Source organism: Niallia sp. HCP3S3_B10 (assembly GCF_052064465.1).
Classification (GTDB): domain Bacteria; phylum Bacillota; class Bacilli; order Bacillales; family Cytobacillaceae; genus Niallia; species Niallia hominis.
Map to the genome: position 1 here is coordinate 36,358 of NZ_JBQHVO010000026.1, position 22,472 is coordinate 58,829.

Genomic DNA, 22,472 nt, shown 5'->3' on the forward strand with positions numbered 1-22,472 from the left:
GACATCATGAATAGACTATCAAAGGAAGAAATAAAAATACTGGAGCATCTCATTTATTTACCTCTCTTACTAGCTGTTTTAGAAAGAGATTACCAGCAAGCAAAAACAACTCCCTTTAAGTTAAACCAAGTCTATATAAACCTTATAGAAAATACAATGTTAAAAGTCCAAGCCGATTTAAAAGGATTCAAGGAGAAATTGTATAAAAATAACATGAAACTGGTAAAGGGAAATACAGATAAAAGCTTTACCGAATATCATTATTATGTGGCCAACTATCATGAAGTCCGTCGTTATACTAATGCAGTATTAAAAGCAAATACGGAAAAGCTATTATGCTACTATTTGTTTAAGGAAAATGCTGGTTAAATAATAAGGATCTTCAAACGCAACAAAATCCCTCACCAAGCAAAAAAGCAATGCAATCCTACAAGTAGGAAAACATTGCTTTATCCCTTATCCATACTCTTTTACTATTGCTGAAATGTTATGTAAGCTTATTAATCATTTCCATAACAGTTAGCACATCCCCTTCTTCCTTCACCGTAAATAAATAATCTGCTTCTCCTGCTATTGGATCGAGTACCTCCATACCTGTTTGCTTATCCTGACGAGCAAGCACCTCATCATAAGAGGAAGCAGTTCTTAAACGAAGTGTATCTCGGTTGTTTTTAGCAATTCGCTCTTTTAATAGACTTATCGGAAGATTAAAATGGACAAGAACAGAAGTAAAATTATGTTCTTTATAGTAGGAAAGCAATTCCTTGCGACTTTCTTGATTACGATTGGCATTGCACAAAATAAGATGACAATCCGAGTGGTTAACTGCATAATCAACAACCATTTTTGTCAGTGCATGCTTTATATGATTAGCCCCATTCTTTGGCACCAGTTTTTCATAATGGGTCTGTAAAAATTCACTGTGGTTATCTTGGTCAACAACAACCACATTCTCAAGCTTTTTTTCTAACGCTTTTGCAAATGTTGTTTTTCCGCTATGCGTCATGCCAACTGTCATGATGACTAACCTTTTCATCCTTTTCCCCTCCACAAAATAGCAGTTACCTTCATTCTACAAAAAACAAATACCTTTTCCCATCAAAAAATCTATTTTATGTATATCTCCTTCCTCTTTTGGAAGGATAAAAAGGATGTGTGATTTTAAAAAAAGGAGTTCGATGATTCATGTATTTTTATCGAGAAGATTTAATCAATATGATTGTCCCTGACAAGCCAGATCCTAATGCAGCAAAAGTATTGCAAGAAGCATTAGGTGGCCAATTTGGAGAAATGAGAACAATGATGCAGTTCTCTTTTCAAAGTGCTAACTTCCGTGGAAAGGCAAAGAATATCGTGATTTAATTCGCGGCGTTTTTTTGGAAGAGCTCAGCCATATAGAACTCGTTCAGACTACCATCAATCAGCTACTGAATGACTCAGGTGAAAGCATGCCAGGTAATCTAGCCAGCGACGGAGCTCCTTTAGATGATGTAATAAAAGCTGGTGCAAATCCTCATCATTATATTATAGGTGCTAAAGCATCTCTTCCTGTTGATGCAGGTGGCAATCCATGGAATGGCTCTTGGGTGTATGATCACGGTAATCTCGTTGCAAATCTGTTGAATAATCTTGTTTTGGAATCAACTGGCGTTCTGCAAAAATCAAGAATCTATGAAATGAGCAGCAATAAAACACTAAGAGAAACAATTGCTTTTTTAATCGTCCGTGATAACGCCCATCAAAACGCCTTTGCTAAAGCATTAGAGACATTAGGAGTAGATTGGGGTAAAATCCTCCCTGTTCCAAACTATGATATTAATAAGTACCCAGAATGTCGAAAATACGTAGAAATGGGCTTCCATAACGCACAATTTAATTTCCGCCTTGATAATACAAGAATGGGTGAAATCTTCCAAGGAACAACACCAAGCAGAAATAATGGAGATTTAAATGTTGTGCCACCACCACAAGGACACCCTGTTCCAGAGCTACCAGATATGCCAAATGAGCATGCATCTGGACTTGCTGATTTAAATAATTAATTACTTAGATAAAAAATGGGATGAAGTTTTTAGCCTCTCCCATTTTATTTTTATATCCCCTTTTCTTGTGTCAAATTTATGTATCGGAAAAATTTGCATGTTAAAGACAGATTATATTCCTGATAATCCCAATATTCATCTATGCACATCCACTAGAAACGAATGGATTATTAGATTCCTTTCCCTCGTGTATATAAACAAAGCGCTCTACTCAAGTTAAAATGAGCAGAGCTTTTGTGTTCCTAGCTGGCAAAAATATTGGTTGTCCATCCTCTTTATCTTATGCACTATATGTATATTTGGATATAGAAAAATAACATTTTTACTCCTAATTCCCTTTACGTATACAGGAACCGAATTAGTTTATTCTAAATAAAACATTTAAAATAATGTTCTCCTTTCTTTAGAAATCGCTTATGCTACTAACTCTTCCCATTCCTCTAGAGACAGCTTTGTCGTTATTACCTTTAACTCAGATGGAACCTCAACATAAACACAGTCTAAAACACTTTTTTAGAATCATTTTCTGTATTAAAAACAATCACAAATGTAAATAATTACTATTTATATTTTTGGTGTTTCCTGGTAAAATAAAGGAAAAATTATGCAATGTTAGGAGTAATGATCAATGTGATTGGATTACTAATTTCCATCCTTCTTTTTAACTTCCTTGCCTTCCGATTGAATAAGCATTTAAACAAGAATCAGCTACTACATGTTTATATTTTCTCCATAGCGTTCCAATTATTATTTGATATCATTATCGATTTTAAGCTGCATGCATATTGGTATTTTACAATAGAAATAGAATGGGATATTTTATTATATGCTATCTTTTTAGTACCTCCTGTTAATATCATTTTTCTCAATTACTTTCCTTTCAAAAAATCTTTTTTACATAAAATAATGGTAATACTGCTGTGGAATATTGCATTCCTACTTTATGAATTCCTTACTCTTTCACCAGAGCCTTGGGGCTACTTCCATTATGGATGGTGGAAATGGTGGTATTCAGCTTTACTTAATCCGGTTTTATTATTAATAGTCCTTAAATACTTTCGTTGTATAAAAAAAATAGAAAGTTCGATATGAATTATTATCCCCCTATTACGAAAAAAGCCCAATTCCTTTATATATAAAAAAGAAATTGGGCTTTTTGCCTTTAAACTACTTTTAACATTTCATTACTTAACATCTTACATATTTACGCTTAAATCCAAGTATTCCTCTATCTAAATCCTTTTGAATTTTTTCCGACACATTAGACATCGTGCTTTTTTTCTTGCCTTTCTTGATTTCGACCAGACCAACTTCCTTAGCAGTTTCTACTGCTTTTTCATGAAGAGGCACATAGGAAATCGCAACTGTATAGATAAAATTATTCATAGCAGATTTCACCGTATCTGGGGATTGGTGAATCGTATTTTTCACTTCGTCAAGCATGCTCGCTAGCTTGCTTTCGTTAAATTCAGCATCCTGTCGATTGCCCAAAAGCCAACAATAACAGCTCCATCCTGCCGACATTCGCCGTTCTTCCCCGCTTTTTATCCATTTATCGGCAACAGCTTGGGCAAATTGCGTTTCTGCTAAAGATACGGCCACCACATAATCAGACAGCATAAAAAAATAAGCAGCATCTATCCACCGTTCAAAATCTTCCTCTGTCATAATATCCGGATCACAAATGACACCAGCAAAATACATCGCATCATAGTTGCCTGTTGCGTATAGCTCCTCTGCTAACGCTTGATCTTTCTTAATTTTTCTAGCAATCGGCTTCATAGCACCAGTTGCCACCCCAAAAACAGGCTCCTCGGCACCATTGCCCATATAAAGCTTTTTCGTCCTTTCCTTCCCAAGTGCTTCTAGTTCTTGCATGACTGTTTCAAACTCCATTTGTTCACTTCCTCCTAATAATATTGATATCTTCTTAAATGTTGCGCTCCCTTTTGTATCTTCCTACTACCATAAGCTATGGTTAGCAGGAAATATCCATTTACTTGTTGAAATATGTACTAAAACTATTGTATTTACTAAGAAGGAGAATTGTCAATGAAGCGCATATTTCCAATTATTGAAACAGAGCGTTTATTTTTACGAAACGTAAACGAGAAAGATGCTAAAGATATGTTTACCTATTTATCTGACCAACAAGTTGTTCAGCATATGGGGTTAGAACCATATAATACTGCTGAAGAAGTGATGGAAGAGATAGATTGGTACAAATCAATCTGGGAAAACGGCACTGGAATAAGATGGTGCATTACATTAAAAGATGAAGATACTGTGATTGGCAGCTGCGGTTTTTTGAATATGCAGCAGAAGCATTATAAAGCAGAGATAGGATATGAACTAAGCAGAAATTATTGGGGGCAGGGCATCGCTAGCGAAGCCTTAAAAGCCGTGCTTACATATGGATTCCAGCATTTTGACTTAGAAAGAATCGAAGCCTTAATTGAACCATTAAATACATCTTCACAAAAGTTAGTCGAAAAACACGGCTTTCTAAGAGAAGGCTTATTAAGGCATTATGAATATACTTGCGGAAAATTTGATGATTTATACATGTACTCCATCCTTAAAGGAGATTTCGATTTTTCCGTAATGGCTTCTCTTTTTAAATCCACCTAATAAGCATTCATAAGGGGAATCATCTCCAGTTATTCCCCTTAAAAATTCAACATTAATTATTCCTCCTTTGGTTAAACTAACTTAAAATCAAAGGAGTATCAGTATGAAGAAACGAAAGTATGAAAAAAACATTTTAAGAATTTTATGTGTATTAGGAATTGGTTCTTTTTTTAACCTGCTTCGAAAACCGCCATTAAAGGATTGGCTGATTATTTTCTTACTTAAAAGTTATATAGCCTCCATCTTAGATAATCTGTTAGTAAAGAAAGGGTTCCTAACCTATCCGGTAAAATTATTAAAAACGTTTGATGTCAGCGTTCTATTCAGCTACCTTCTTTTTCCTGTAAGTTGCATTTATTTCAATCAAGTGACTAAAAATTCAAGTATGGTTGGGATATTGGTTAAGTGCATATTTTTTAGCGTCCCATCAACATTTGCAGAACATTGGATTGAAAGAAATACTAACTTAATTCGTTATAAAAAAACTTGGACATCTTTTCATAGTTTTCTTTCGATCGCAGGAACTTTTTTATTCGTAAGATTTATGATGATATTAATTAGAAAAGCTGCTATTAAGCAATCAGAGAAGAATGATAAATTACAATATAAACATTCTATCTTATAAAGGAATTTCTACTTTTTTATAGAACTTTTTAATAAATTCTAAATAAAGGTGGAATGTTTATGCATTCAATTTCTTCTCCTATCGATTGCAAAGTAAATAATGTGTTTATTCATGTAAGTAATCTTAAAAAAGCAGCGGCATGGTATAGCGAATTACTTGGACTCCCGTTTAATAAGGATAAGGTAGAATCACCTGTCTATAACATTCCCGTTCCTTCAGAAACCGGGATTACATTGGATGATCACACATTTGATCCAGATTTTCAACTAAAACCTTCTGACCACGTTTTATTTAATTTTTTCGTTCAAGATATTGATGAAGCGTATGAATTTGTCCAAAGTAAAGGTATTACCATTGTTAGGGAAATAGAGCGAATTGGCGATTTTGCTTATTTTAACTTTAAAGACTTAGATGGAAATGTACTAATGATTTGTAATAATTAATGAATATAACTTAAAATCAATGCAGCAATTCTTTGCTGCATTGATTTTACTTATATATCTTGTATTTTATCCCTTTTTAATACTAATTGTTAATATCTCAAGTTAGAATTAACCTGAAATATATAACAACTAAGGAAGACTTAAATCCGCTTCGTTCTTAAAGCAAACTTTCTTCTACTACCTTCATTTTATAAAAATATTCTTGTTTATTCATTAACTCCCTATAAGAACCGCACTCGACAATTCCCCCTTGATCCATTACAATAATTTGATCCATATGATCTAATTCCTGTAAACGATGGCTAACTAAAATGAATGTATCCTGTTCAGCACACTCAAAAATTTCCTGATAAATATTTTGTTCTGTCTGTGCATCAAGTGATGACGTTGGCTCATCTAGTAACCATAAATGCCCTTTTTTCAAAAATGCTCTAGCAATAGCCAAACGTTGTTTTTCTCCCCCTGAAAGATTTTCTCCTTTTTCTAACACGCGATGCTCTAGCGAAAAATGTTCTAACCTTGCCTTTTTTAATGCCGCTTCCATTTGTTCGTCACTAAGCTGTGATCCAGCTAATTGAAGATTATCACGAATAGTTCCATAAAAATAATAATTTTCCTGTAAGACAACTCTCGTTTGTTCCCAAATTGCCTCGCTGGATACTGTCGATGTGTCAAAATCTCCCCAATAAATTTTTCCAGCATCTACATGTTGTAGCTTTAAGATAAGCTGAAGCAAGGTGGATTTTCCAGAGCCACTCGCACCAACAATCGCCGTCTTTGACCCGGCTGGCATCATAAATGATAAGTTTGGAATCGTTCTACGCCAATTTCCCGTGTAAGTGAATTGAATGTCTATAAACGCTAATGATGGTGCAAGGCTAGGTAATTCATTAATAGTAGACTCCCTTTTATCTTCTATGAAACTCAGATCTTCTACTACTTCATATAAACGTGTAGATGCATCTCTACTTTCTTGCATATAAATAGGAAAAACCGCCATCGGTGCAGCAGGCTCAAAGACAGTTAGAGAAATCATGACAAGCATTGCCAAAAATATCCCTTCAAGCATCCCACTAGTAACAAAATAGGCTCCAGCTCCTATGACAAACCAACTTGTAACAAACGTTATAAAACCATTAAACGATTGACTAGACACTTTATTTAAATTTTCTACTTTTTGTTGATTAATATACAATTCAGAGTGACTCAAAAGCTGTTGTTGTTTACTTGGTAATTGATGAAACAGCTTTAATTCACGAAATCCATACATTACCTCTGTAATGTAAGTTGATAGATCACCACGATCCTGCCTAACTTTCCCTTTAATTTTGACTTGCTTTAGGGAAAATAGTGCTGGAATGATAATCGTCGTTAGGAAAAATCCAAGTAATAGAATCAAAGCAATGGCGATGGAATAAAAACTAGTAAATAAGATAGTACTAACAAAAACAAGTAAGAGCACTAGCGGTGGATAAAACACCCTTAAAAAGAAATTTTGAAGGCTTTCTACATCTCCGACAACACGCGCAAGTAAATCCCCGCTTCTGTATTTGTGAAAAATTTGTGGAATAAGTGGCGTTAGTTTTTCAAAGAAAGCTACTCGTAAATTACCTAGAATCGTAAATGTTGCTCGATGTGAATAAAGTCGCTCCCCATATTTTGCTCCTGCCTTAACAAGACCGAGTAACTTTACTGTTGAAGTCAATATTATCAATGTATAAAAAGGAGGAATTAATGCAGACTTAGATATTAGATAACCGCTTGCAGCAAACAAACCTACACTGCTAGTTCCAGCAATAAATCCACAAATGACAGCAATGCTAATATCTTTTTTCTCCATTAACATCAATTTCATTATTTTCTGCAGTGCACTCACTTTTGACTCCTCCTTTTTTGGATCATTACTAACTCCTTATATGCGGGTGAAATTTTTAATAATGATTCGTGTGTACCAACAGCTAGTAGCTTTCCATTTTCTAAAAAAAGAATTTGGTCAGCATTTTTTATCGTATGTAAACGATGCGCAACAGTAATAACCGTTGCTGTCTCATTTAATTTTTGGATTGATTGTTGTAAGATTTTTTCAGTAGCTAAATCCAGCCCACGTGTTGGTTCATCCAACAATACAATATGAGGTTTTTTTAGAAAAGCACGTGCAATGGATACTCTTTGCTTTTCACCGCTAGAAAGCCCTCTTCCAGCTTCACCAATTCTAGTTTCAAACCCATTTTCTAATGGTTCAATCAATGAAGCGATTCCTGCTAATTGTGCTGCCGCTTTAATTGCTTCCATGCCAACTTCGTCTGTAGTTCCCATCGCAATATTTTCAGCTATCGTTCCTGAAAAAATATAAGGGTTTTGCGATATATAAGAAATTTTCTTTAACCAAGAGAATTCTGTATACTTTGTGAGCTCTTCTTGATTAATGTAAATCGCTCCCTTCTCAGGAGTAATCATACCTGCTATTAAATGAAGTAAGGTTGTCTTTCCTGCTCCACTAGCGCCAACAATGGCAATTTTTTGCTTAGGAAAAAAAGAAGCTGTCACAGATTCTAATTGAAAGTTAGTATTTGCGTAAGTGAAATTCACTTGATTGAGTTGAATGGTTGGTGGCACTTCCCACTCTGGAAAAATTTGTACCCCCCATATAGTAGGTTCATCTTCTTCGTCAAATACTTCTAATACTTTTTTAGCTGCTCCCATGCTGCTTCTACCGTTATGAAACGTTACTCCAAGTTCTTTTAATGAACTATAAAATTCCGGAACCAATATTAAAATCAAAAATGCAGTAAAAAAGGAGAGACTTTCATATATAATTATTTGAATAGCAAGTTCTAGTGCTACTATCCCAATACTCAACATCGATATAAGTTCAATGGCAAAAGATTGTGTAAATGCAATCTTCAATATTTCTAGTGTAGTATCGCGAAAGCTTACACTACTTTTTTCTAATTCTTCTTTTTGTCGAATTGTTTGTGCAAATAGCTTTATAGTTACTAACCCTTGTAAAGTTTCTAAAAATTTAGCAGAAAAAGAAGCTAATTTCTCCAACTTCTCTTCTGCTTTTTTTTGTGTTTTGATACCAATTACTATCATATAAATAGGAATAAATGGGGCACAGACCATTAAAATAATGCCTGAATTCATATGCTGTGTGGAAATAACAATAAGCATTAGAATCGGCACAAATATACTTTGCATAACCTGAGGGATAAACTGACTATAAAAACTATCCATCTCATCCACACCATCAAGTAGCATACTTACTTTTTCCCCAGTCTGACCTTTTTCAGCTAGTTGGACAGAATTAGAAACATACTTCTTTAATAACTTCTTACGCGTATCTCCCTTGACATCGCTTGCAATCAAAACACCAATCCGTTTACTTATATAATCCATACTAGACCTTACAAATAGAATGAGGAGTAACGCTATCAACCACGGTATAACTGCTGAAAATGTTTGTTTTTTTAGAAAAACACCATCGACAATACTTGTCATCACGTAAGCCTGTGCAACTATTGCGAGTCCAAGGATCAATGTGAGACCCATTAAAAAATAAACCTTCTTCTTATGAATCCAAACCGTTTTCTTTAAATTTCCCATGAACAATTCAGCCCTCTAATCTATAATTTAGCGTATTCTTCATTTTTTTCCTTTGGCATAATCTGCATCAAATAAAAAGAGGCGCATCAATAAGATTAGAGAAGGAATTAATAATAAAAGTCCCCCAATAAAGGCAATTATAAGCGCCATTGCCATAGATGAATTTGTAACACTATCTTCAATATTGATGTATGGATAGAGTAAATAGGGATACTTAGCCATTCCGTATCCGAAAAAGGCAAAGAGAAACTGCAGCATAATAGCAATAAATGCAATGCCATAATTTCTGCCAATATATAATAGGCTAATCCCAATGATGAAAAAGCCCATCGATAAGCCAAATATCCACCATAAATCCAACATATTTTCATAGTTGACCTGGTTTCTCTGACTTAAAGCAATCATCGTTGTCAACGCCATAATAATGGTTGGTGTTGCCCAAAATAATGCCCATTTACGTACTAACAGTAGTGCTGCTATATCTTTTGCTCTTGATGCATAATAGGTGATAAAGCTTGCACTAATAAATAAAACAGAAACAATAGCTAACGCAACAATACTCCATGCTAATGGACTGGTAAATAATTCTAAATACTTTAACGAAACTTGACCGTTTTGTTCAGAAATATATCCTCCTTCTGAAATCGTTAAGGCGACCGATAACGATGCCGGGATGAATAGCCCTGTAGCTCCATATAGAAACATATAAACATTACTTTGTTTTGAACCATAATTTTCAAAAGCATAAAAGGACCCTCGAATTGCTAACAAAATAATCCCAAAACTTGCAGGCACAAGTAAAGCGGATCCATAATAATATGCCGTAGATGGGAAAAAACCGACGACTCCTACAAAAAAGAAAACTAAAAACACATTCGTAACTTCCCAAACAGGCGATAAATAGCGCGAAATAATTTGATTAATGATATGATCTTGCTTCGTGATCTTTGCATAATATGCAAAAAAACCTGCTCCAAAATCAATCGATGCTACAATGAGATAACCGTATAAAAACAGCCATAATACCGTAATCCCAATTACTTCATAGCTCATTTTTCAATCCCCTCTTTCCATTCAGGGTAATGCTTCTCTAACTCCACTTCAGCTGGATTGTCTTTAAATAATTTTCGCAAGGTTATCGTAAATAATGTACCAAGCACTATATACAATGCTAGAAATAGAAAAAACATATGCAGAATATATGGAGAGGAAGTTGCTGCCTCATCAACGGTCATATATCCTCTCACTATCCAAGGCTGTCTTCCTAGCTCTGCAAAAAGCCATCCAAGTTCTACAGCTAACATTGCAAGCGGCCCACTTATCGCAAGTAGCCAAAGCATTAATTTACTGTGCACATTCCAGCGCTTAAGCCTGCTTAAAACAATATATAAAAAGGAAATTCCTAATAAGTAGAAACCAATAGATACCATTGAATCAAATAGATAGTGTATGATTAATGGGGGTCTTTCCTGTTCTGGTGTTTCTTTCAATCCAGTTACCTCGCTCATAAAGTCACCATGTGCTAAAAAGCTTAGAAATCCTGGTACGCGAATCGCCCCAACGATTTCATTATCCTTATTCAACCATCCAAAAAGGAGAAGATCAGCATTCTCCTCTGACTCAAAGAGCCATTCTGCGGCAGCTAGTTTCTCTGTCTGATGTTTTGCTAAATATTTTGCTGACACATCACCGGCTAATGCAGTAATTACCGAAAATGTAAACATAGCAATAACCGTCATTTTTAATGCTTTTTTATGATATTCATGAGCACCTTTATTCCTTATTAACGCAATTGCGGCAATAGTTGCTAAAATAGCGGCTACAGTTAAATAGGAACCTCCCAATACGTGAAAAATTCTAGTTGGAGATGATGGATTCAACATTGCTTTTAATGGATTAACAGCAACAAATTCCCCATCCACCATCGTAAATCCATTAGGCGAGTTCATAAACGAATTTACTGTCGTTATAAAGACCGCAGACATCCCCGCACCGATAACGACCGGTAGCGTTAATAGCCAATGTGTATACTTCCCTTTAAACCGATCCCAAGTATATAAATAAATCCCCAAGAAAATAGCTTCAAAGAAAAACGCAAAAACTTCCATAAATAACGGCAATGCAATTACATTCCCTGCAAGCTGCATAAAGTTTGGCCAGACTAAAGATAACTGTAGAGCAATGGCTGTTCCAGTCACTACTCCAATTGCAACAGTTATTACAAAGCCTCTTGACCATCTTTTCGCTAGCAATTCATAATGCTTGTCTTGTTTTCTAATACCGACTAATTCAGCTATTGAAATAAACAATGGTACTCCTACCCCAAGTGTCGCAAAGATTATATGAAAAAGCAGGGTCATTGCTGTAATCAATCTACTAATCGTGACCGTATCAAAATCCATATTTTCTCTCCTATTCATTTTAAATTAGTGAATTATTGAGCATAATTATGCCATATTATATCGATATAGGATTACTGTACTTTTATAAATCTATCCTCATTTTACTAAAGATTCCCTTTTAGAATACCCACATTATTTAAAACTTATGTATGGACAAGGTAGATAGAAATAGGTACCTATCTAGCCTCTATTGATTAAATCAAAAACTATTTTCAGTTAAAATCACTTTTATTACCTCATTGGAATTTTATATAAACATAACACTTTGATAACACCACTTTTTTCCATTTGTTCAACTTAATGTTGACGATATTAGAACAATAATAGTTTAGTCAACTACTTCTTTTAGCTAATCAATAAATACTTATAATATTTCCATCCAAGTCTTCACTGCTGTCGCTAAAATTAAAATTCCCATTATTCCTTGTAAGACCCTTGTATTGACCTTTTTTCCAACGTTAGCTCCTATAGGTGAAGCAATCAGACTGGCAACAACCAAAATAAGAGAAGGCAATATCGGTACATGGCCTGTTGAGATTTTTCCTGAGACAGTTCCTATTGATGAAATAAGTGTAATGGCTAAGGATGATGCAATGGTCATTCTTGTTGGTATTTTTAATAGGACAAGCATGATAGGAACTAATAAGAATGCTCCTCCCGCACCTACAATACCTGACCCTACACCTACGATAAAGGCAAATGAGGCAGCTAGCCATTTATTAAACTTGACTTGATCTAAACGGTTAGCATCGATCTCTTTTTTAGGTACAAACATTAAAATAACAGCAATAATAGCTAAAATGCCATATACGGTATTAATTCCACTATCCGACATGTGAGTGGAACTGATGCCCCCAATAAAACTCCCGATTAAAACGCTAATTCCCATATTAACAATTAATGTTTTATTTAAATATCCGCCACTATGATAAGCCCAAACACCACCAAGCGTCGCAAAGAACACTTGGATGGCTGTAATTACTGAAACTTCATGTGATGTAAAATGACCCACCCCTAAAATTACTGGAATATATAATAACATTGGATAATTAATAATGGCTCCTCCTATTCCTAACATCCCAGAAAGAAAGGAACCAATAAAGCCAATTGTGAAAATAGTGATGATGAAATTAATATCCATATAGATCCCCCCTCTTTAGAAAAAAAAAGGAACCTTAATTGGGTCCCCTTATAGTTCAACCTTTTTTAATCCAGAATTTCAACACTCCGTTTTCATCTTCGTGTTGTAATAATTCATGCCCTCCTGATTTAGCCCAAGCAGTTAAATCATTTTTAGCCCCTTTATCAGTTGTATGAACTTCTAATACCTGACCTGATTCCATCTCTCCCATTGTTTTTTTTGTCTTTACAATCGGCATTGGGCAAGCTAACCCTTTTGCATCTAATACTTTAGTTGATTTCATTATCATATTTTCCTCCTATTTATAAATTATCGGACTGCACAACGGTTTGGCCCTATTTCCATCTCACGTTGTTTATCTAAGTCTGGACTAATTTTCCCCATATTTGTTTCACGAATTTCTTGATAAGCGTTTGGTTGTGGTGGTAGATTCTCTGTTACAAGTCTTCTAAACTCATTTTCGTCTTCCATATTTAAACCATGATTTTTCTCAAACAATGTACCTAATCTTTCTGATACACTACCGTCTTCATTCAGTTCATCAATAATCATAAAGTGAGCTGGAAGTACAATTAGTTCTTCTGAAAGTTCTCTGTAACGAGAGTACAGGCTTTCACGTAAATCTGCTACCCAGTCTTCTGCCATTCCCGCTAAATCGGGTCTTCCAATTGAATCAATAAATAAGATGTCACCTGACAGAAGGAATTTCCCATCCACAACAAATGATGTAGAACCGATTGTGTGACCTGGAGAGTACAGCGCATGAATATCAATTTCTGTTTTTCCGATTGTCACTACTTCGCCGCCTTCTAGAGCGTTGTATTCAAAAGTTACCTCAGTCGCATCTTTTGGAGGTAACCAGTATGTTGCACCTGTTTTTTCAGCGATGACTCTTCCTCCTGAAATATGATCTGCATGAAGATGAGTATCAAAAACATGTGTAATTTTTACTCCCATTTCATTTGCAAAGTCTAGAAAAATATCTGTCATACGAGTGGCGTCTATAATTGCAGCTTCTCCGTTAGAAATCACCATATAGGATAGACAACCTTTTCCGATGCGAACAAATTGGTGTAATTCTCCACCTTCCGTTAAATTCCCAATCTTTACAGGCTCTAAATGTTCACTCCACGCCTTCATACCACCTTGCAAATAAGAAACAGTTAAACCTTGTTCTGAAAGCATCTCTGCCACCATTACAGAAGAACCCTCTTTAGCACAAACAACTAATATTTCTTTTGTAGCAGGCAGTTTTTCTAAAATTTCTTCCACTCCATCAAGTAATTCAAAATACGGGATATTTAAATAATCAAAGTTTTCCCCTTCAATTTTCCAATCCTTAAAATCACTTTCGTTACGTACATCTAGAATAAATAATTCTTCTTTGTTAAATACTTTTTTAGTTACTTCTTTTGAATGCATAACTTTAACAGTCATATCATTTACCCCCTGCGGTATATTTTTGGTTAAAAAAATAATAAACCCTTTTAAAAGTTAGTGTTGCGTCTGCATCTTTAGCAAATTCTAAAAAGGTTACTGCTCCACCTACTTCAATTCCATCAACAAAAGCACCTTTTCTGATCCCATAACATCCATTGTCATTTGGCAACCAATGAATGTAACACCCATTTCTTGGGCCATTGCAACTAATTCGGGGAATAGCTGGTACATTTGCATTAGCAAACCCTTGCGCGAAATGTTCTTTACCTTGAAGCATTGGTAATTGTTTGTATTCATTGTTGCTGCTGTTTGTTGTTTCAACTTTCACCTCTAGGAAAGGAACAGTGTGTTCTGCCAAAAAGTTTTTTCTGCAGAACACACTATGGACAACGTGAAGTAGTATCTAATGTTACTTCGTCCATATTAATCTCTCTATTTGATTAAAGAATCCAATTTTCCTGTCCAAGCACTCATGCCTGGAACCACATTTATCACATTATCAAAACCCTTTTCAGCTAATTTTTGAGCAGCAAGATCACTACGGTTACCTGTGCGACATACCACATAGATTTCATCATCTGCTTTTAATTCGTTTAAACGCAATTCTAATTCTCCTAACGGAATCGAAACCGCATTAGGTATATGATTAAATGCATATTCAGCTTCTTCCCTTACATCAAGAACCACGATATTTTCATTCGTATCTAGCTTCTTTTCAAGTGCTTCATTGCTAGTTACATTGAGATGTTTTCTTTCAATTGAATCATCATTAGATGATTTTCTTAAATAATGTTTTAATACATTGTCTTCTTCAATGGTGCCAAGATAATGATGACCCGCACTATTAGCCCATGCTTGAATATCAGCTTTTGAGCCCTTATCTGTTGCTTGAACTTCTAAGACCTGACCAGCTTGTAAATCATTCATTGCTTTTTTTGTTCTTACGATTGGCATGGGGCAAGCTAACCCTTTTGCATCTAATAAAAAATCTGTTTTTAATGATTCCATCTTATTAAAACCTCCTATTTTACCCCGTTGGGTATTTTATTAACCGAAAATATTTACTTCGTCTCGCCTTCCCATGCAAGCATTCCACCAGTCATATTTATTACTTTAAATCCATGATCTTCTAGAAATTGACTTGCTTGACCACTTCTTCCACCAGAACGGCAAACCATGATATATTCTTTAGATTTATCTAATTCATGCATACGGAATTCTACTAACCCTAGTGGGATATGAATGGCTCCTGGGATCTTACCAGTTGCAACTTCATCAACTTCTCGAACATCAATAATATTTAACGCTTTACCTTCTCTTAAAAGTTTCTCTACTTCTTTTGCAGTTAATTGTTTCATACTTTTGCCTCCTTATGATCTCCAGGCGCTCATTCCGCCTTTTACATTGGTCACTTTAGTATATCCTAATTTTTTTAACATTTTAATTGCGTTTTGACTTCTCATTCCACTTTGGCAAATAACAATTACTTCTTTATTTTTTGAGAGTTCTTTCTCCGCTTTTTGCATAATTTGTTGAAGTGGAAGATTTTTAAATCCTTTAATATTGTTTACTCTATATTCCCCAGGAGTACGGACATCAATAAATTGTTTATTTTTATCCTTTAACTCATCCCGTAGCTCTAATACTGTAATCTGTCTTACACCTTTTGTAGGAATGAATCGTCTGATGATAAAAATTAACAGTAGCCCAATTATTATATAATTTAGATATTCCAAGATTATCTCTCCCTTTTATGTAGGGAAGAATCCCCTACTGATTTAGATAAATAGGTTTACATTTCCATCTTCTGCATCACCCAAATAAGCAGCAACACCTGCATATTCAATATTATCCAACAGTTCTTCTTTTTGAAGTCCTAATAAATCCATTGTCATCGTACAGGCAACAAGCTTTATATCTTGTTCTCTTGCCATTTCGATTAAATCTGGAAGTGGCATTGCATTGTGTTTTTTAATCACATTTTTAATCATTTTAGGACCAAAACCAGCAAAGTTCATTTTTGACAGCCCCATTTTATCTGCACCTTTTGGCATCATTCTGCCAAACATTTTTTCCATGAAGCCTTTTTTCACTTGAATATCTGCATCTTTTCGCAAGGCATTTAGTCCCCAAAACGTGTGAAAAATGGTTACTTCATGATCATACGCTGCTGCCCCGTTCGCAATGATATAAGCTGCCATCGCTTTATCATAATCGCCACTAAATAATACAATCGTTGTTTTTTTCTTTTCTGTCATTGTAGTTCCTCCTCATGTATCAGTCACCCTTACCTGTATGGGTATATTTATAAACAAAAAAATTTAACCTTTTTTAATCCAAAACTTTAATACATCATTCGCTTCTTCATATTTTAGTAGCTCATGTCCACCCGATTTTGCCCAAGCAGTGAGATCGTTCTTTGCACCTTTATCAGTAGTATGGATTTCTAATACTTGACCAGCAGTTAATTCATTTATTGCCTTCTTTGTTTTTACAATTGGCATTGGACATGCCAATCCTTTTGCATCTAACAATTTATCTATATTCATTCTTTTAACTCTCCTTTCATCATTTACCTTTACCCCTATGGGTATAATAGTAATAAAAATAAAAGTGGGTGTCAACCCTTTTATTTTTATCTACTTTTCACAAGCAGATTTACAGCTTCTTTTACTAAATCTTCTGTGTTTTTTTCTCCATTTTCTTCTGCATTGCGCACACACTCTACTAAATTAGAACTAACCACAACACCAATTGTCCGATCAATAGCAGCACGTGTTGCAGATAGCTGAGTTATAACATCCTTACAGTCTTTGTTTTCTTCCATCATCCTTAAAATTCCTCTAAGTTGGCCTTCTATACGTTTTACTCTATTTTTCATTTGCTCATTGTACTCCATGTGATTACCCTCCTTAACAAATAATTACTTTTTAACTTGTCTCCTATAGTTACCTATGTTCTCCCATTTCATACTCATCGAAAAGGATGTATCCGACTATCTTGAAACCTTTTTGGCGTAATAAACGAACTCCTACATTCTTTTCCAAGCGATTCGAAGCTACTACAATCAGATCGCTTTTTGATATATCTGTGTAATGCCTATTTATATAAGAAACTGGAATGTTAATCGCACCTTGTATAGGGCTTTTATAAGAAACATTATAATCTCTTATATCTACAACATTCAACATACTTAATTCAATATCTTTTTTATTTATTTGTGGAACCCCAATTATTGGGATATTCCTTCTAAAGATAAAGTAACCAATAATGATAAAACTTAAAATAACAATAGTCATATGAATCTTTCCTCCTAAATGAAAGAGGCAGGAATAACTGACAAAATCTATATTATACCCCAATAGGTATTTTGTCAACACTCCTTTTTGTTTTTTATTACTCAATCACCGGACATCTTCTTACTCAAGAGCACAAGCATTTGCAAACCTTGATAATATCAAATAAGTATAATTGCTGTTACTACCTCCTATTATTTTAACTTTTGGATTTCAATCCATTGAGTTTTTTTAACTACTCATTTATAATACCAAGTATTACAATATGATTTTAAGGTTATTGTGGAGGTGCCATTATGCGTTTATTTAAAACTTTATTTAGCGAAAAGTGCCCTGAATGTCAGAAAACTTTAGTAACGGATAAAACAGCTTTTATGAATTCAATAGTAAAAAAGTCTTGTCCTGATAATCATTATCAAAAAGAATATCATCCAGCTCTTGAAACGTATGTTGAAAGCAATCATGTTTCTTAAAAAATATTAAAATGGCAGGAATCATAAATTTTATGGGAACTAAGACTATATCCTCCAACAAAGAATGAGTATACAAAAACATTAGCTATTAATTATATTCCCCAATACCTTACTGTTAACTTTGACAGATGATTTTGCGAAAGATAAAAAGCATGACTCCAAAAATAGGAGGCATGCTTTTAAAAGTATTTTTGATTAAATAGAAGTTAAATGCTTCCCTTTAATTTTTCTTCATTTTTTTCAATCCAAAATTTAATCACTTTTTCCTCTTGTTTTGTTTTTAAAAGGATATGTCCGGCATTTTTTGACCATGCAGGCAGATCATTTAATGCACCTTTATCTGTCACATGGATTTCTAATATTTGACCGCTATCCAACTGCTCAATCGCTTTTTTTAGTTTTACAATCGGCATTGGGCAAGATAAACCAGTAACATCAACAACAGCATTCACCGGTATTTCATCAATATCTTCTGATTCCTCAAGTTGATTTGTTTTCGTTTCAATCGTTTTGTTTATAACGCTTTTAAATACAGAGGAATACGTTTTAAAACCTCCATCAACATTTTTAACAGTATATCCACTATTTTTTAATATCCTGCTTGCCAGATATCCCCTTAATCCAACTTGACAACTGACATATATCGTTTGTTCTTTTGGAAGACTATCTAATCGGTTCCTTAATTCATCTAACGGAATATTCAAGGAACCTTTAATATATCCAAATTCCCGTTCCATTGGCTCGCGAACGTCAATCAATAACCCTCCATCTTTAACAATCTCATCGATTTCATGCCACTGAACCATTTCTAATTCACCTTCCATTATGTTAGAAGCTACATAGCCAGCCATATTAACAGGGTCTTTTGCTGAAGAATATGGGGGAGCATAAGATAATTCTAAATTAGTCAAATCATTCACCTTTAATCCACCTTTTATTGCTGTTGCAATTACGTCAATCCGTTTATCAACACCATCTGCTCCTATAGCTTGTGCACCAAATATTTTTCCTGTTTCTTTATCAAAGATTAATTTTAAAGCAATTGGTGCTGCTCCTGGGTAATACCCTGCATGAGAACTTGGATGAATATGAACAACTTCATATGAAACTCCTAAGCTTTTTAGCGTCTTTTCATTATTGCCAGTAGTCGCAACTGTTAAATCAAATACTTTAACAATGGAAGTTCCCAATGTGCCATGATACTTCTCCTTTTTCCCCATCATGTTATTTGCCGCAATTCTGCCTTGTCGGTTAGCCGGTCCTGCAAGTGGAATCATAGCTTTTTTCCCGCTAATATAATCCACCACCTCAACTGCATCCCCGACAGCATAAATATCCTCATTAGAAGTCTGAAGGTATTCATTTACAACAATTCCTCCACGCTCTCCTAGTTCAAGTCCTGCTACCTTAGCTAATTCATTTTCCGGTTTAACACCTATAGAAAGAATGGTCATATCGGTTTCTATTTCTGTTCCATCAGAGAGAATAACTTTTTTTCCCTTATTAGCAAATGCTTGGACCCCGTTTTCTAATATTAGATTCACACCTTTTTCTTTTATATTTCCGTGTAAAATACTAGCCATTTCAAAATCAATTGGAGCCATAATTTGCTTTGCCATTTCAATAATCGTTACTTCTATTCCTCTTTCCAACAAGTTTTCAGCCATTTCAATTCCAATAAATCCTCCGCCAATTACTATCGCCTTTTTAGGTTGGTTGGTATCAACATATTTTTTTATTTTATCTGTATCTGGAATATTTCTTAATGTAAATAATACCTCATTTTCACTTAATCCTGGAATTGGTGGGACGATTGGTTTAGCCCCTGGTGACAATAATAACTTGTCATAGGATTCCTCATACTCTTTCCCTGATTGTAAATTCTTAATTGTGACTTTTTTATTTTTGGGATTAATGCTTAATACTTCACTAAAATTCCGAATGTCCAGATTAAATCGATTCGACATTCCTTTAACGGTCTGGACTAATAATTTGCTTCTGTCTTTGATTGTTTCTCCAATGTAATAAGGCAGTCCGCAATTAGCAAATGAAATATATTCTCCCCTTTCTATAAGAACAATTTCTACATCTTCACTTATTCTTCTTAACCTTGCTGTAGCTGTTGCTCCACCTGCAACTCCACCTACTATAATGAGTTTCTGTGACATGTTATTCCCTCCAACTATTTTTAATTTAATTCCAATCAATACCCTTGAATATACCCCGATAGGTTTATACCTGTATGGGTATTATAAAATATAAATTAATTTTGTGAAGGTTATTTGAGTTTATTTCACAATATCTTCACAATTAAATACTTATAATATTGTAAAAATATTCCATCCAATCATTTTTTTAAGCGCATTTCTTCTAAAAGACTGTTTTTTCAATAGAAAAAAAGAATTAGTTGGAAAATAGAGCAGCCGAATACACGTAGACTCCCTACTGTGGGATTAGCGAGGACAGTCTGAGACTCTGCAGGAGCTTGAGTGAGACAACTGAAAAACCGATGATTAATCCTAAAAATCATCGGTAAATCTCTTTTCTAGTTTTTTGAGTATTACATCCATATATTCCCATATGCGAAAGGGATATTTATCTGCCCCACGGAAAAGCGAAGTATTCCGGCTGAGGGCGATAGCAACAAACTTTACGAAAAAAGCCTATTAAAAAAGTTTAAATTCAATGTGCGGAATAACATTAGACCTGATCTAATTACATGGAAACAGGTCTTGAATCATATAGTTTTTCAAGGATTAAAGAAACTTATTAACTCAACTCTTCAACTTTATATACTTTTATTAATACAGCTAATTAAACGGACCTCAATATCTTGTGCAAGTTTTTTGATTTCTTCATTATTTGCTAAGTTAATTAAAGCTGTTGGTCTCGGCATGCCAATTTTAGTTTTTCCCTGGTCGGTATAAACAATCATTTTACATGGCAAGAAATAACCAACTAACAAATTCTCCTTTAACACTCTTTGTGCTTCATGTGGGTTACAAACCTCTAAAACTTTATAGTCAGATTCAAACTCTAGTCCTTTCTCTTGAAGTTTATCTTTTATATCAAACATCCATAATACACCAAACTTTTCTTCTTTTAAATTTTCTTCCAAGCTATAGATTGCCTCACTAATATTTTTACTGGTTTCTACAGTATAATCAAACATTTGTCACACTCCTTAACTTTTAGTATTTATAATGGTGGTGAAATATATATCAGGATATTTTTTAAAATTACTAAAGGCAGAAAAGAAAATATACCCTTATTATCAATACCCAGACTTTTATTAAATAAAAGTGAAAAAAACAATCCACAGATAAAATTGAGTTGAACACCCAATTCTCTTAGAGACAAACATCTATAGAAGAGCGATGTCATAATATGATACAAACAAATTATAGGAGGTAAATCATGCAACCAGAAATAATCACCGGTCTTGATGGTGTAATGTATAAAGGTTATCCCTTTATTAAACATGGACCTTGGAATCAGCTTTTACATTGCCCTGGGAATTCATGTCACGTTCACTATGGGCATGGAACATATCACATTAAACAACTTCCATCTGATCCACATGCATACTATCATTATCTAGGACCACTTGTTCCAAATGTTACCGGCCTTACAACAGCTTTTCATGCTCATTCTAGGGAAAATATTGTGACTTTAATAGAAAAGGCAATAGATGGTGAATATTCAGCCATTTCATGTTATCAGCATTTAATTAATTTAGCTTCTACTCAATATATAAAAGATAAAATCAACGAAATCAGAAAAGATGAAATAAGACATTTTAATAGCTTTTCAAATTTATATACACAATTAACAGGTGAAAAATATAAACCAAAAATTAGTGAAGAATGCCCAAAGAAATATAAACAAGGATTAGATTTTGCGTTTAAAGATGAACAAGAAACAGTCGATTTTTATTTAGAAATTGTATCTAAAACAGATAATCCAAAAATTAAAGAAGAGTTTCAAAGAGCAGCACATGATGAACAAAATCATGCAGTTTGGTTCTTATATTTCTTGAAATAAGTTTTTAATTCTAGGTACCAACCTAGTTTTTTTATAAAATTTATTTAAGACTGTGCCTAATGGTCTTATACAAGAAAGAGCATTAATCTTACTCGAGTCAATACTCAGGGTAGTTTAAGTATAATTTCCACAATGTAGTCCTATAAATCCATCAGATTACAGAAATAGTAATCTCAAGACTGCATAAAAAAAGGTTGTACAATTTTTAATCTAATAAAATAAGCGTTAACTCTTATTTGTATGAGTAAAATGTTTGTGGGAGAATAAATATCCTTTTTGTCTAGTTGGGGGACTCGTCCCCCAACTAGACAAAAAGGCCACCAAGCGAG

24 protein-coding genes and 2 pseudogenes are annotated in these 22,472 nt (G+C 34.3%); 7 read left to right on the forward strand and 19 right to left on the reverse strand.

Annotated features, from left to right (window positions below):
* Positions 1 to 6: 6 nt before the first annotated feature.
* On the forward strand, positions 7 to 369 hold the full coding sequence (locus tag ACTNDN_RS12845; protein WP_235247650.1) for a hypothetical protein: 363 nt from the start codon (positions 7 to 9) through the stop codon (positions 367 to 369).
* 118 nt (positions 370 to 487) lie between these two features.
* Here the strand turns inward: ACTNDN_RS12845 and ACTNDN_RS12850 are convergent, their stop codons facing one another.
* Positions 488 to 1,036, reverse strand: a complete 549-nt coding sequence (locus ACTNDN_RS12850; protein ID WP_441131298.1) for an AAA family ATPase — start codon at positions 1,034 to 1,036, stop codon at positions 488 to 490.
* 149 nt (positions 1,037 to 1,185) lie between these two features.
* Between ACTNDN_RS12850 and ACTNDN_RS12855 the strand changes: the two are divergent.
* Positions 1,186 to 2,042 (forward strand): annotated as a pseudogene (locus tag ACTNDN_RS12855) (manganese catalase family protein).
* A gap of 1,188 nt (positions 2,043 to 3,230) precedes the next feature.
* Here ACTNDN_RS12855 and ACTNDN_RS12860 read toward each other — a convergent pair.
* Entirely contained in the window at positions 3,231 to 3,938 is a 708-nt protein-coding gene (locus ACTNDN_RS12860) for a DNA alkylation repair protein (RefSeq protein ID WP_441131299.1), read from the reverse strand.
* Positions 3,939 to 4,094: 156 nt separating this feature from the next.
* On the opposite strand from ACTNDN_RS12860, the gene ACTNDN_RS12865 reads away from it, so the two are divergent.
* The 3 genes from ACTNDN_RS12865 to ACTNDN_RS12875 all read left to right on the forward strand — a co-directional run bounded on the left by ACTNDN_RS12865 (position 4,095) and on the right by ACTNDN_RS12875 (position 5,741).
* Complete coding sequence (locus tag ACTNDN_RS12865) at positions 4,095 to 4,673, forward strand: GNAT family N-acetyltransferase (protein WP_441131300.1); 579 nt, start codon at positions 4,095 to 4,097, stop codon at positions 4,671 to 4,673.
* Positions 4,674 to 4,776: 103 nt separating this feature from the next.
* Positions 4,777 to 5,298, forward strand: a complete 522-nt coding sequence (locus ACTNDN_RS12870) for a CBO0543 family protein (protein ID WP_441131301.1) — start codon at positions 4,777 to 4,779, stop codon at positions 5,296 to 5,298.
* Positions 5,299 to 5,357: 59 nt separating this feature from the next.
* Positions 5,358 to 5,741: a VOC family protein gene (locus tag ACTNDN_RS12875; RefSeq protein WP_441131302.1), complete on the forward strand. Its 384-nt coding sequence runs from the start codon at positions 5,358 to 5,360 to the stop codon at positions 5,739 to 5,741.
* Positions 5,742 to 5,898: 157 nt separating this feature from the next.
* On the opposite strand, the gene cydC is transcribed toward ACTNDN_RS12875, so the two are convergent.
* The 15 genes and pseudogenes from cydC to ACTNDN_RS12950 form a co-directional block, all read right to left on the reverse strand.
* Positions 5,899 to 7,617 (reverse strand): thiol reductant ABC exporter subunit CydC, encoded by a 1,719-nt coding sequence (cydC, locus tag ACTNDN_RS12880; RefSeq protein ID WP_441131303.1) that lies wholly within the window; start codon positions 7,615 to 7,617, stop codon positions 5,899 to 5,901.
* Positions 7,614 to 9,347, reverse strand: a complete 1,734-nt coding sequence (gene cydD, locus ACTNDN_RS12885; protein WP_349204499.1) for a thiol reductant ABC exporter subunit CydD — start codon at positions 9,345 to 9,347, stop codon at positions 7,614 to 7,616. The genes cydC and cydD overlap by 4 nt, the downstream gene beginning before the upstream one ends.
* A gap of 39 nt (positions 9,348 to 9,386) precedes the next feature.
* Complete coding sequence (locus ACTNDN_RS12890) at positions 9,387 to 10,400, reverse strand: cytochrome d ubiquinol oxidase subunit II (protein WP_441131304.1); 1,014 nt, start codon at positions 10,398 to 10,400, stop codon at positions 9,387 to 9,389.
* Entirely contained in the window at positions 10,397 to 11,749 is a 1,353-nt protein-coding gene (locus ACTNDN_RS12895) for a cytochrome ubiquinol oxidase subunit I (RefSeq protein WP_441131305.1), read from the reverse strand. The genes ACTNDN_RS12890 and ACTNDN_RS12895 overlap by 4 nt, the downstream gene beginning before the upstream one ends.
* A 364-nt stretch (positions 11,750 to 12,113) precedes the next feature.
* Positions 12,114 to 12,890: a sulfite exporter TauE/SafE family protein gene (locus ACTNDN_RS12900; RefSeq protein ID WP_251627970.1), complete on the reverse strand. Its 777-nt coding sequence runs from the start codon at positions 12,888 to 12,890 to the stop codon at positions 12,114 to 12,116.
* 55 nt (positions 12,891 to 12,945) lie between these two features.
* Positions 12,946 to 13,173: a sulfurtransferase TusA family protein gene (locus ACTNDN_RS12905; RefSeq protein ID WP_235247655.1), complete on the reverse strand. Its 228-nt coding sequence runs from the start codon at positions 13,171 to 13,173 to the stop codon at positions 12,946 to 12,948.
* 26 nt (positions 13,174 to 13,199) lie between these two features.
* Positions 13,200 to 14,327, reverse strand: a complete 1,128-nt coding sequence (locus ACTNDN_RS12910) for an MBL fold metallo-hydrolase (RefSeq protein WP_251627967.1) — start codon at positions 14,325 to 14,327, stop codon at positions 13,200 to 13,202.
* A gap of 1 nt (position 14,328) precedes the next feature.
* Positions 14,329 to 14,622 (reverse strand): annotated as a pseudogene (locus ACTNDN_RS12915) (DsrE/DsrF/DrsH-like family protein); the annotation flags it as partial.
* A 140-nt stretch (positions 14,623 to 14,762) separates the two neighbouring features.
* Complete coding sequence (locus ACTNDN_RS12920; protein WP_349204495.1) at positions 14,763 to 15,338, reverse strand: sulfurtransferase TusA family protein; 576 nt, start codon at positions 15,336 to 15,338, stop codon at positions 14,763 to 14,765.
* A gap of 53 nt (positions 15,339 to 15,391) precedes the next feature.
* Entirely contained in the window at positions 15,392 to 15,688 is a 297-nt protein-coding gene (locus ACTNDN_RS12925) for a rhodanese-like domain-containing protein (protein WP_251627964.1), read from the reverse strand.
* Between the two features lie 12 nt (positions 15,689 to 15,700).
* Positions 15,701 to 16,066 (reverse strand): rhodanese-like domain-containing protein, encoded by a 366-nt coding sequence (locus ACTNDN_RS12930; protein WP_251627962.1) that lies wholly within the window; start codon positions 16,064 to 16,066, stop codon positions 15,701 to 15,703.
* Between the two features lie 42 nt (positions 16,067 to 16,108).
* Complete coding sequence (locus tag ACTNDN_RS12935) at positions 16,109 to 16,588, reverse strand: DsrE/DsrF/DrsH-like family protein (RefSeq protein WP_235247659.1); 480 nt, start codon at positions 16,586 to 16,588, stop codon at positions 16,109 to 16,111.
* A gap of 63 nt (positions 16,589 to 16,651) precedes the next feature.
* Entirely contained in the window at positions 16,652 to 16,879 is a 228-nt protein-coding gene (locus ACTNDN_RS12940) for a sulfurtransferase TusA family protein (protein WP_031534653.1), read from the reverse strand.
* Between the two features lie 86 nt (positions 16,880 to 16,965).
* The gene (locus ACTNDN_RS12945) at positions 16,966 to 17,229 is read right to left on the reverse strand and encodes a metal-sensitive transcriptional regulator (RefSeq protein ID WP_031534652.1); all 264 of its coding nucleotides are present in this window, start codon (positions 17,227 to 17,229) and stop codon (positions 16,966 to 16,968) included.
* A 49-nt stretch (positions 17,230 to 17,278) separates the two neighbouring features.
* Positions 17,279 to 17,629 (reverse strand): hypothetical protein, encoded by a 351-nt coding sequence (locus ACTNDN_RS12950; protein ID WP_031534651.1) that lies wholly within the window; start codon positions 17,627 to 17,629, stop codon positions 17,279 to 17,281.
* A gap of 293 nt (positions 17,630 to 17,922) precedes the next feature.
* Here ACTNDN_RS12950 and ACTNDN_RS12955 point away from each other — a divergent pair, with 293 nt between their 5' ends.
* Positions 17,923 to 18,099, forward strand: coding sequence for a hypothetical protein (locus tag ACTNDN_RS12955; RefSeq protein ID WP_235247660.1), 177 nt, complete (start codon positions 17,923 to 17,925; stop codon positions 18,097 to 18,099).
* Between the two features lie 206 nt (positions 18,100 to 18,305).
* On the opposite strand, the gene ACTNDN_RS12960 is transcribed toward ACTNDN_RS12955, so the two are convergent.
* Both ACTNDN_RS12960 and ACTNDN_RS12965 read right to left on the reverse strand, forming a co-directional pair.
* The gene (locus tag ACTNDN_RS12960) at positions 18,306 to 20,267 is read right to left on the reverse strand and encodes a CoA-disulfide reductase (RefSeq protein WP_235247661.1); all 1,962 of its coding nucleotides are present in this window, start codon (positions 20,265 to 20,267) and stop codon (positions 18,306 to 18,308) included.
* A 620-nt stretch (positions 20,268 to 20,887) separates the two neighbouring features.
* Positions 20,888 to 21,271: a DUF302 domain-containing protein gene (locus ACTNDN_RS12965; RefSeq protein ID WP_031534647.1), complete on the reverse strand. Its 384-nt coding sequence runs from the start codon at positions 21,269 to 21,271 to the stop codon at positions 20,888 to 20,890.
* 491 nt (positions 21,272 to 21,762) lie between these two features.
* Between ACTNDN_RS12965 and ACTNDN_RS12970 the strand changes: the two genes are divergently transcribed.
* A complete protein-coding gene (locus ACTNDN_RS12970) occupies positions 21,763 to 22,143 on the forward strand; it encodes a ferritin-like domain-containing protein (protein WP_031534646.1) in 381 nt (126 codons plus the stop codon).
* Positions 22,144 to 22,472: the final 329 nt, after the last annotated feature.

Bases quoted from the DNA above. Each gene is read 5' to 3' on its own strand.
- ACTNDN_RS12860 (WP_441131299.1), bottom strand. From the start codon at position 3,938: ATGGAGTTTGAAACAGTCATGCAAGAACTAGAAGCACTTGGGAAGGAA.
- ACTNDN_RS12845 (WP_235247650.1), top strand. From the start codon at position 7: ATGAATAGACTATCAAAGGAAGAAATAAAAATACTGGAGCATCTCATT.
- ACTNDN_RS12965 (WP_031534647.1), bottom strand. From the start codon at position 21,271: ATGTTTGATTATACTGTAGAAACCAGTAAAAATATTAGTGAGGCAATC.
- ACTNDN_RS12850 (WP_441131298.1), bottom strand. From the start codon at position 1,036: ATGAAAAGGTTAGTCATCATGACAGTTGGCATGACGCATAGCGGAAAA.
- ACTNDN_RS12945 (WP_031534652.1), bottom strand. From the start codon at position 17,229: ATGGAGTACAATGAGCAAATGAAAAATAGAGTAAAACGTATAGAAGGC.
- ACTNDN_RS12900 (WP_251627970.1), bottom strand. From the start codon at position 12,890: ATGGATATTAATTTCATCATCACTATTTTCACAATTGGCTTTATTGGT.
- ACTNDN_RS12960 (WP_235247661.1), bottom strand. From the start codon at position 20,267: ATGTCACAGAAACTCATTATAGTAGGTGGAGTTGCAGGTGGAGCAACA.
- ACTNDN_RS12925 (WP_251627964.1), bottom strand. From the start codon at position 15,688: ATGAAACAATTAACTGCAAAAGAAGTAGAGAAACTTTTAAGAGAAGGT.
- ACTNDN_RS12875 (WP_441131302.1), top strand. From the start codon at position 5,358: ATGCATTCAATTTCTTCTCCTATCGATTGCAAAGTAAATAATGTGTTT.
- cydD (WP_349204499.1), bottom strand. From the start codon at position 9,347: ATGGGAAATTTAAAGAAAACGGTTTGGATTCATAAGAAGAAGGTTTAT.
- ACTNDN_RS12935 (WP_235247659.1), bottom strand. From the start codon at position 16,588: ATGACAGAAAAGAAAAAAACAACGATTGTATTATTTAGTGGCGATTAT.
- ACTNDN_RS12910 (WP_251627967.1), bottom strand. From the start codon at position 14,327: ATGACTGTTAAAGTTATGCATTCAAAAGAAGTAACTAAAAAAGTATTT.
- ACTNDN_RS12940 (WP_031534653.1), bottom strand. From the start codon at position 16,879: ATGAATATAGATAAATTGTTAGATGCAAAAGGATTGGCATGTCCAATG.
- ACTNDN_RS12870 (WP_441131301.1), top strand. From the start codon at position 4,777: ATGAAGAAACGAAAGTATGAAAAAAACATTTTAAGAATTTTATGTGTA.
- ACTNDN_RS12890 (WP_441131304.1), bottom strand. From the start codon at position 10,400: ATGAGCTATGAAGTAATTGGGATTACGGTATTATGGCTGTTTTTATAC.
- ACTNDN_RS12920 (WP_349204495.1), bottom strand. From the start codon at position 15,338: ATGGAATCATTAAAAACAGATTTTTTATTAGATGCAAAAGGGTTAGCT.
- ACTNDN_RS12865 (WP_441131300.1), top strand. From the start codon at position 4,095: ATGAAGCGCATATTTCCAATTATTGAAACAGAGCGTTTATTTTTACGA.
- ACTNDN_RS12895 (WP_441131305.1), bottom strand. From the start codon at position 11,749: ATGGATTTTGATACGGTCACGATTAGTAGATTGATTACAGCAATGACC.
- ACTNDN_RS12955 (WP_235247660.1), top strand. From the start codon at position 17,923: ATGCGTTTATTTAAAACTTTATTTAGCGAAAAGTGCCCTGAATGTCAG.
- ACTNDN_RS12905 (WP_235247655.1), bottom strand. From the start codon at position 13,173: ATGAAATCAACTAAAGTATTAGATGCAAAAGGGTTAGCTTGCCCAATG.
- ACTNDN_RS12950 (WP_031534651.1), bottom strand. From the start codon at position 17,629: ATGACTATTGTTATTTTAAGTTTTATCATTATTGGTTACTTTATCTTT.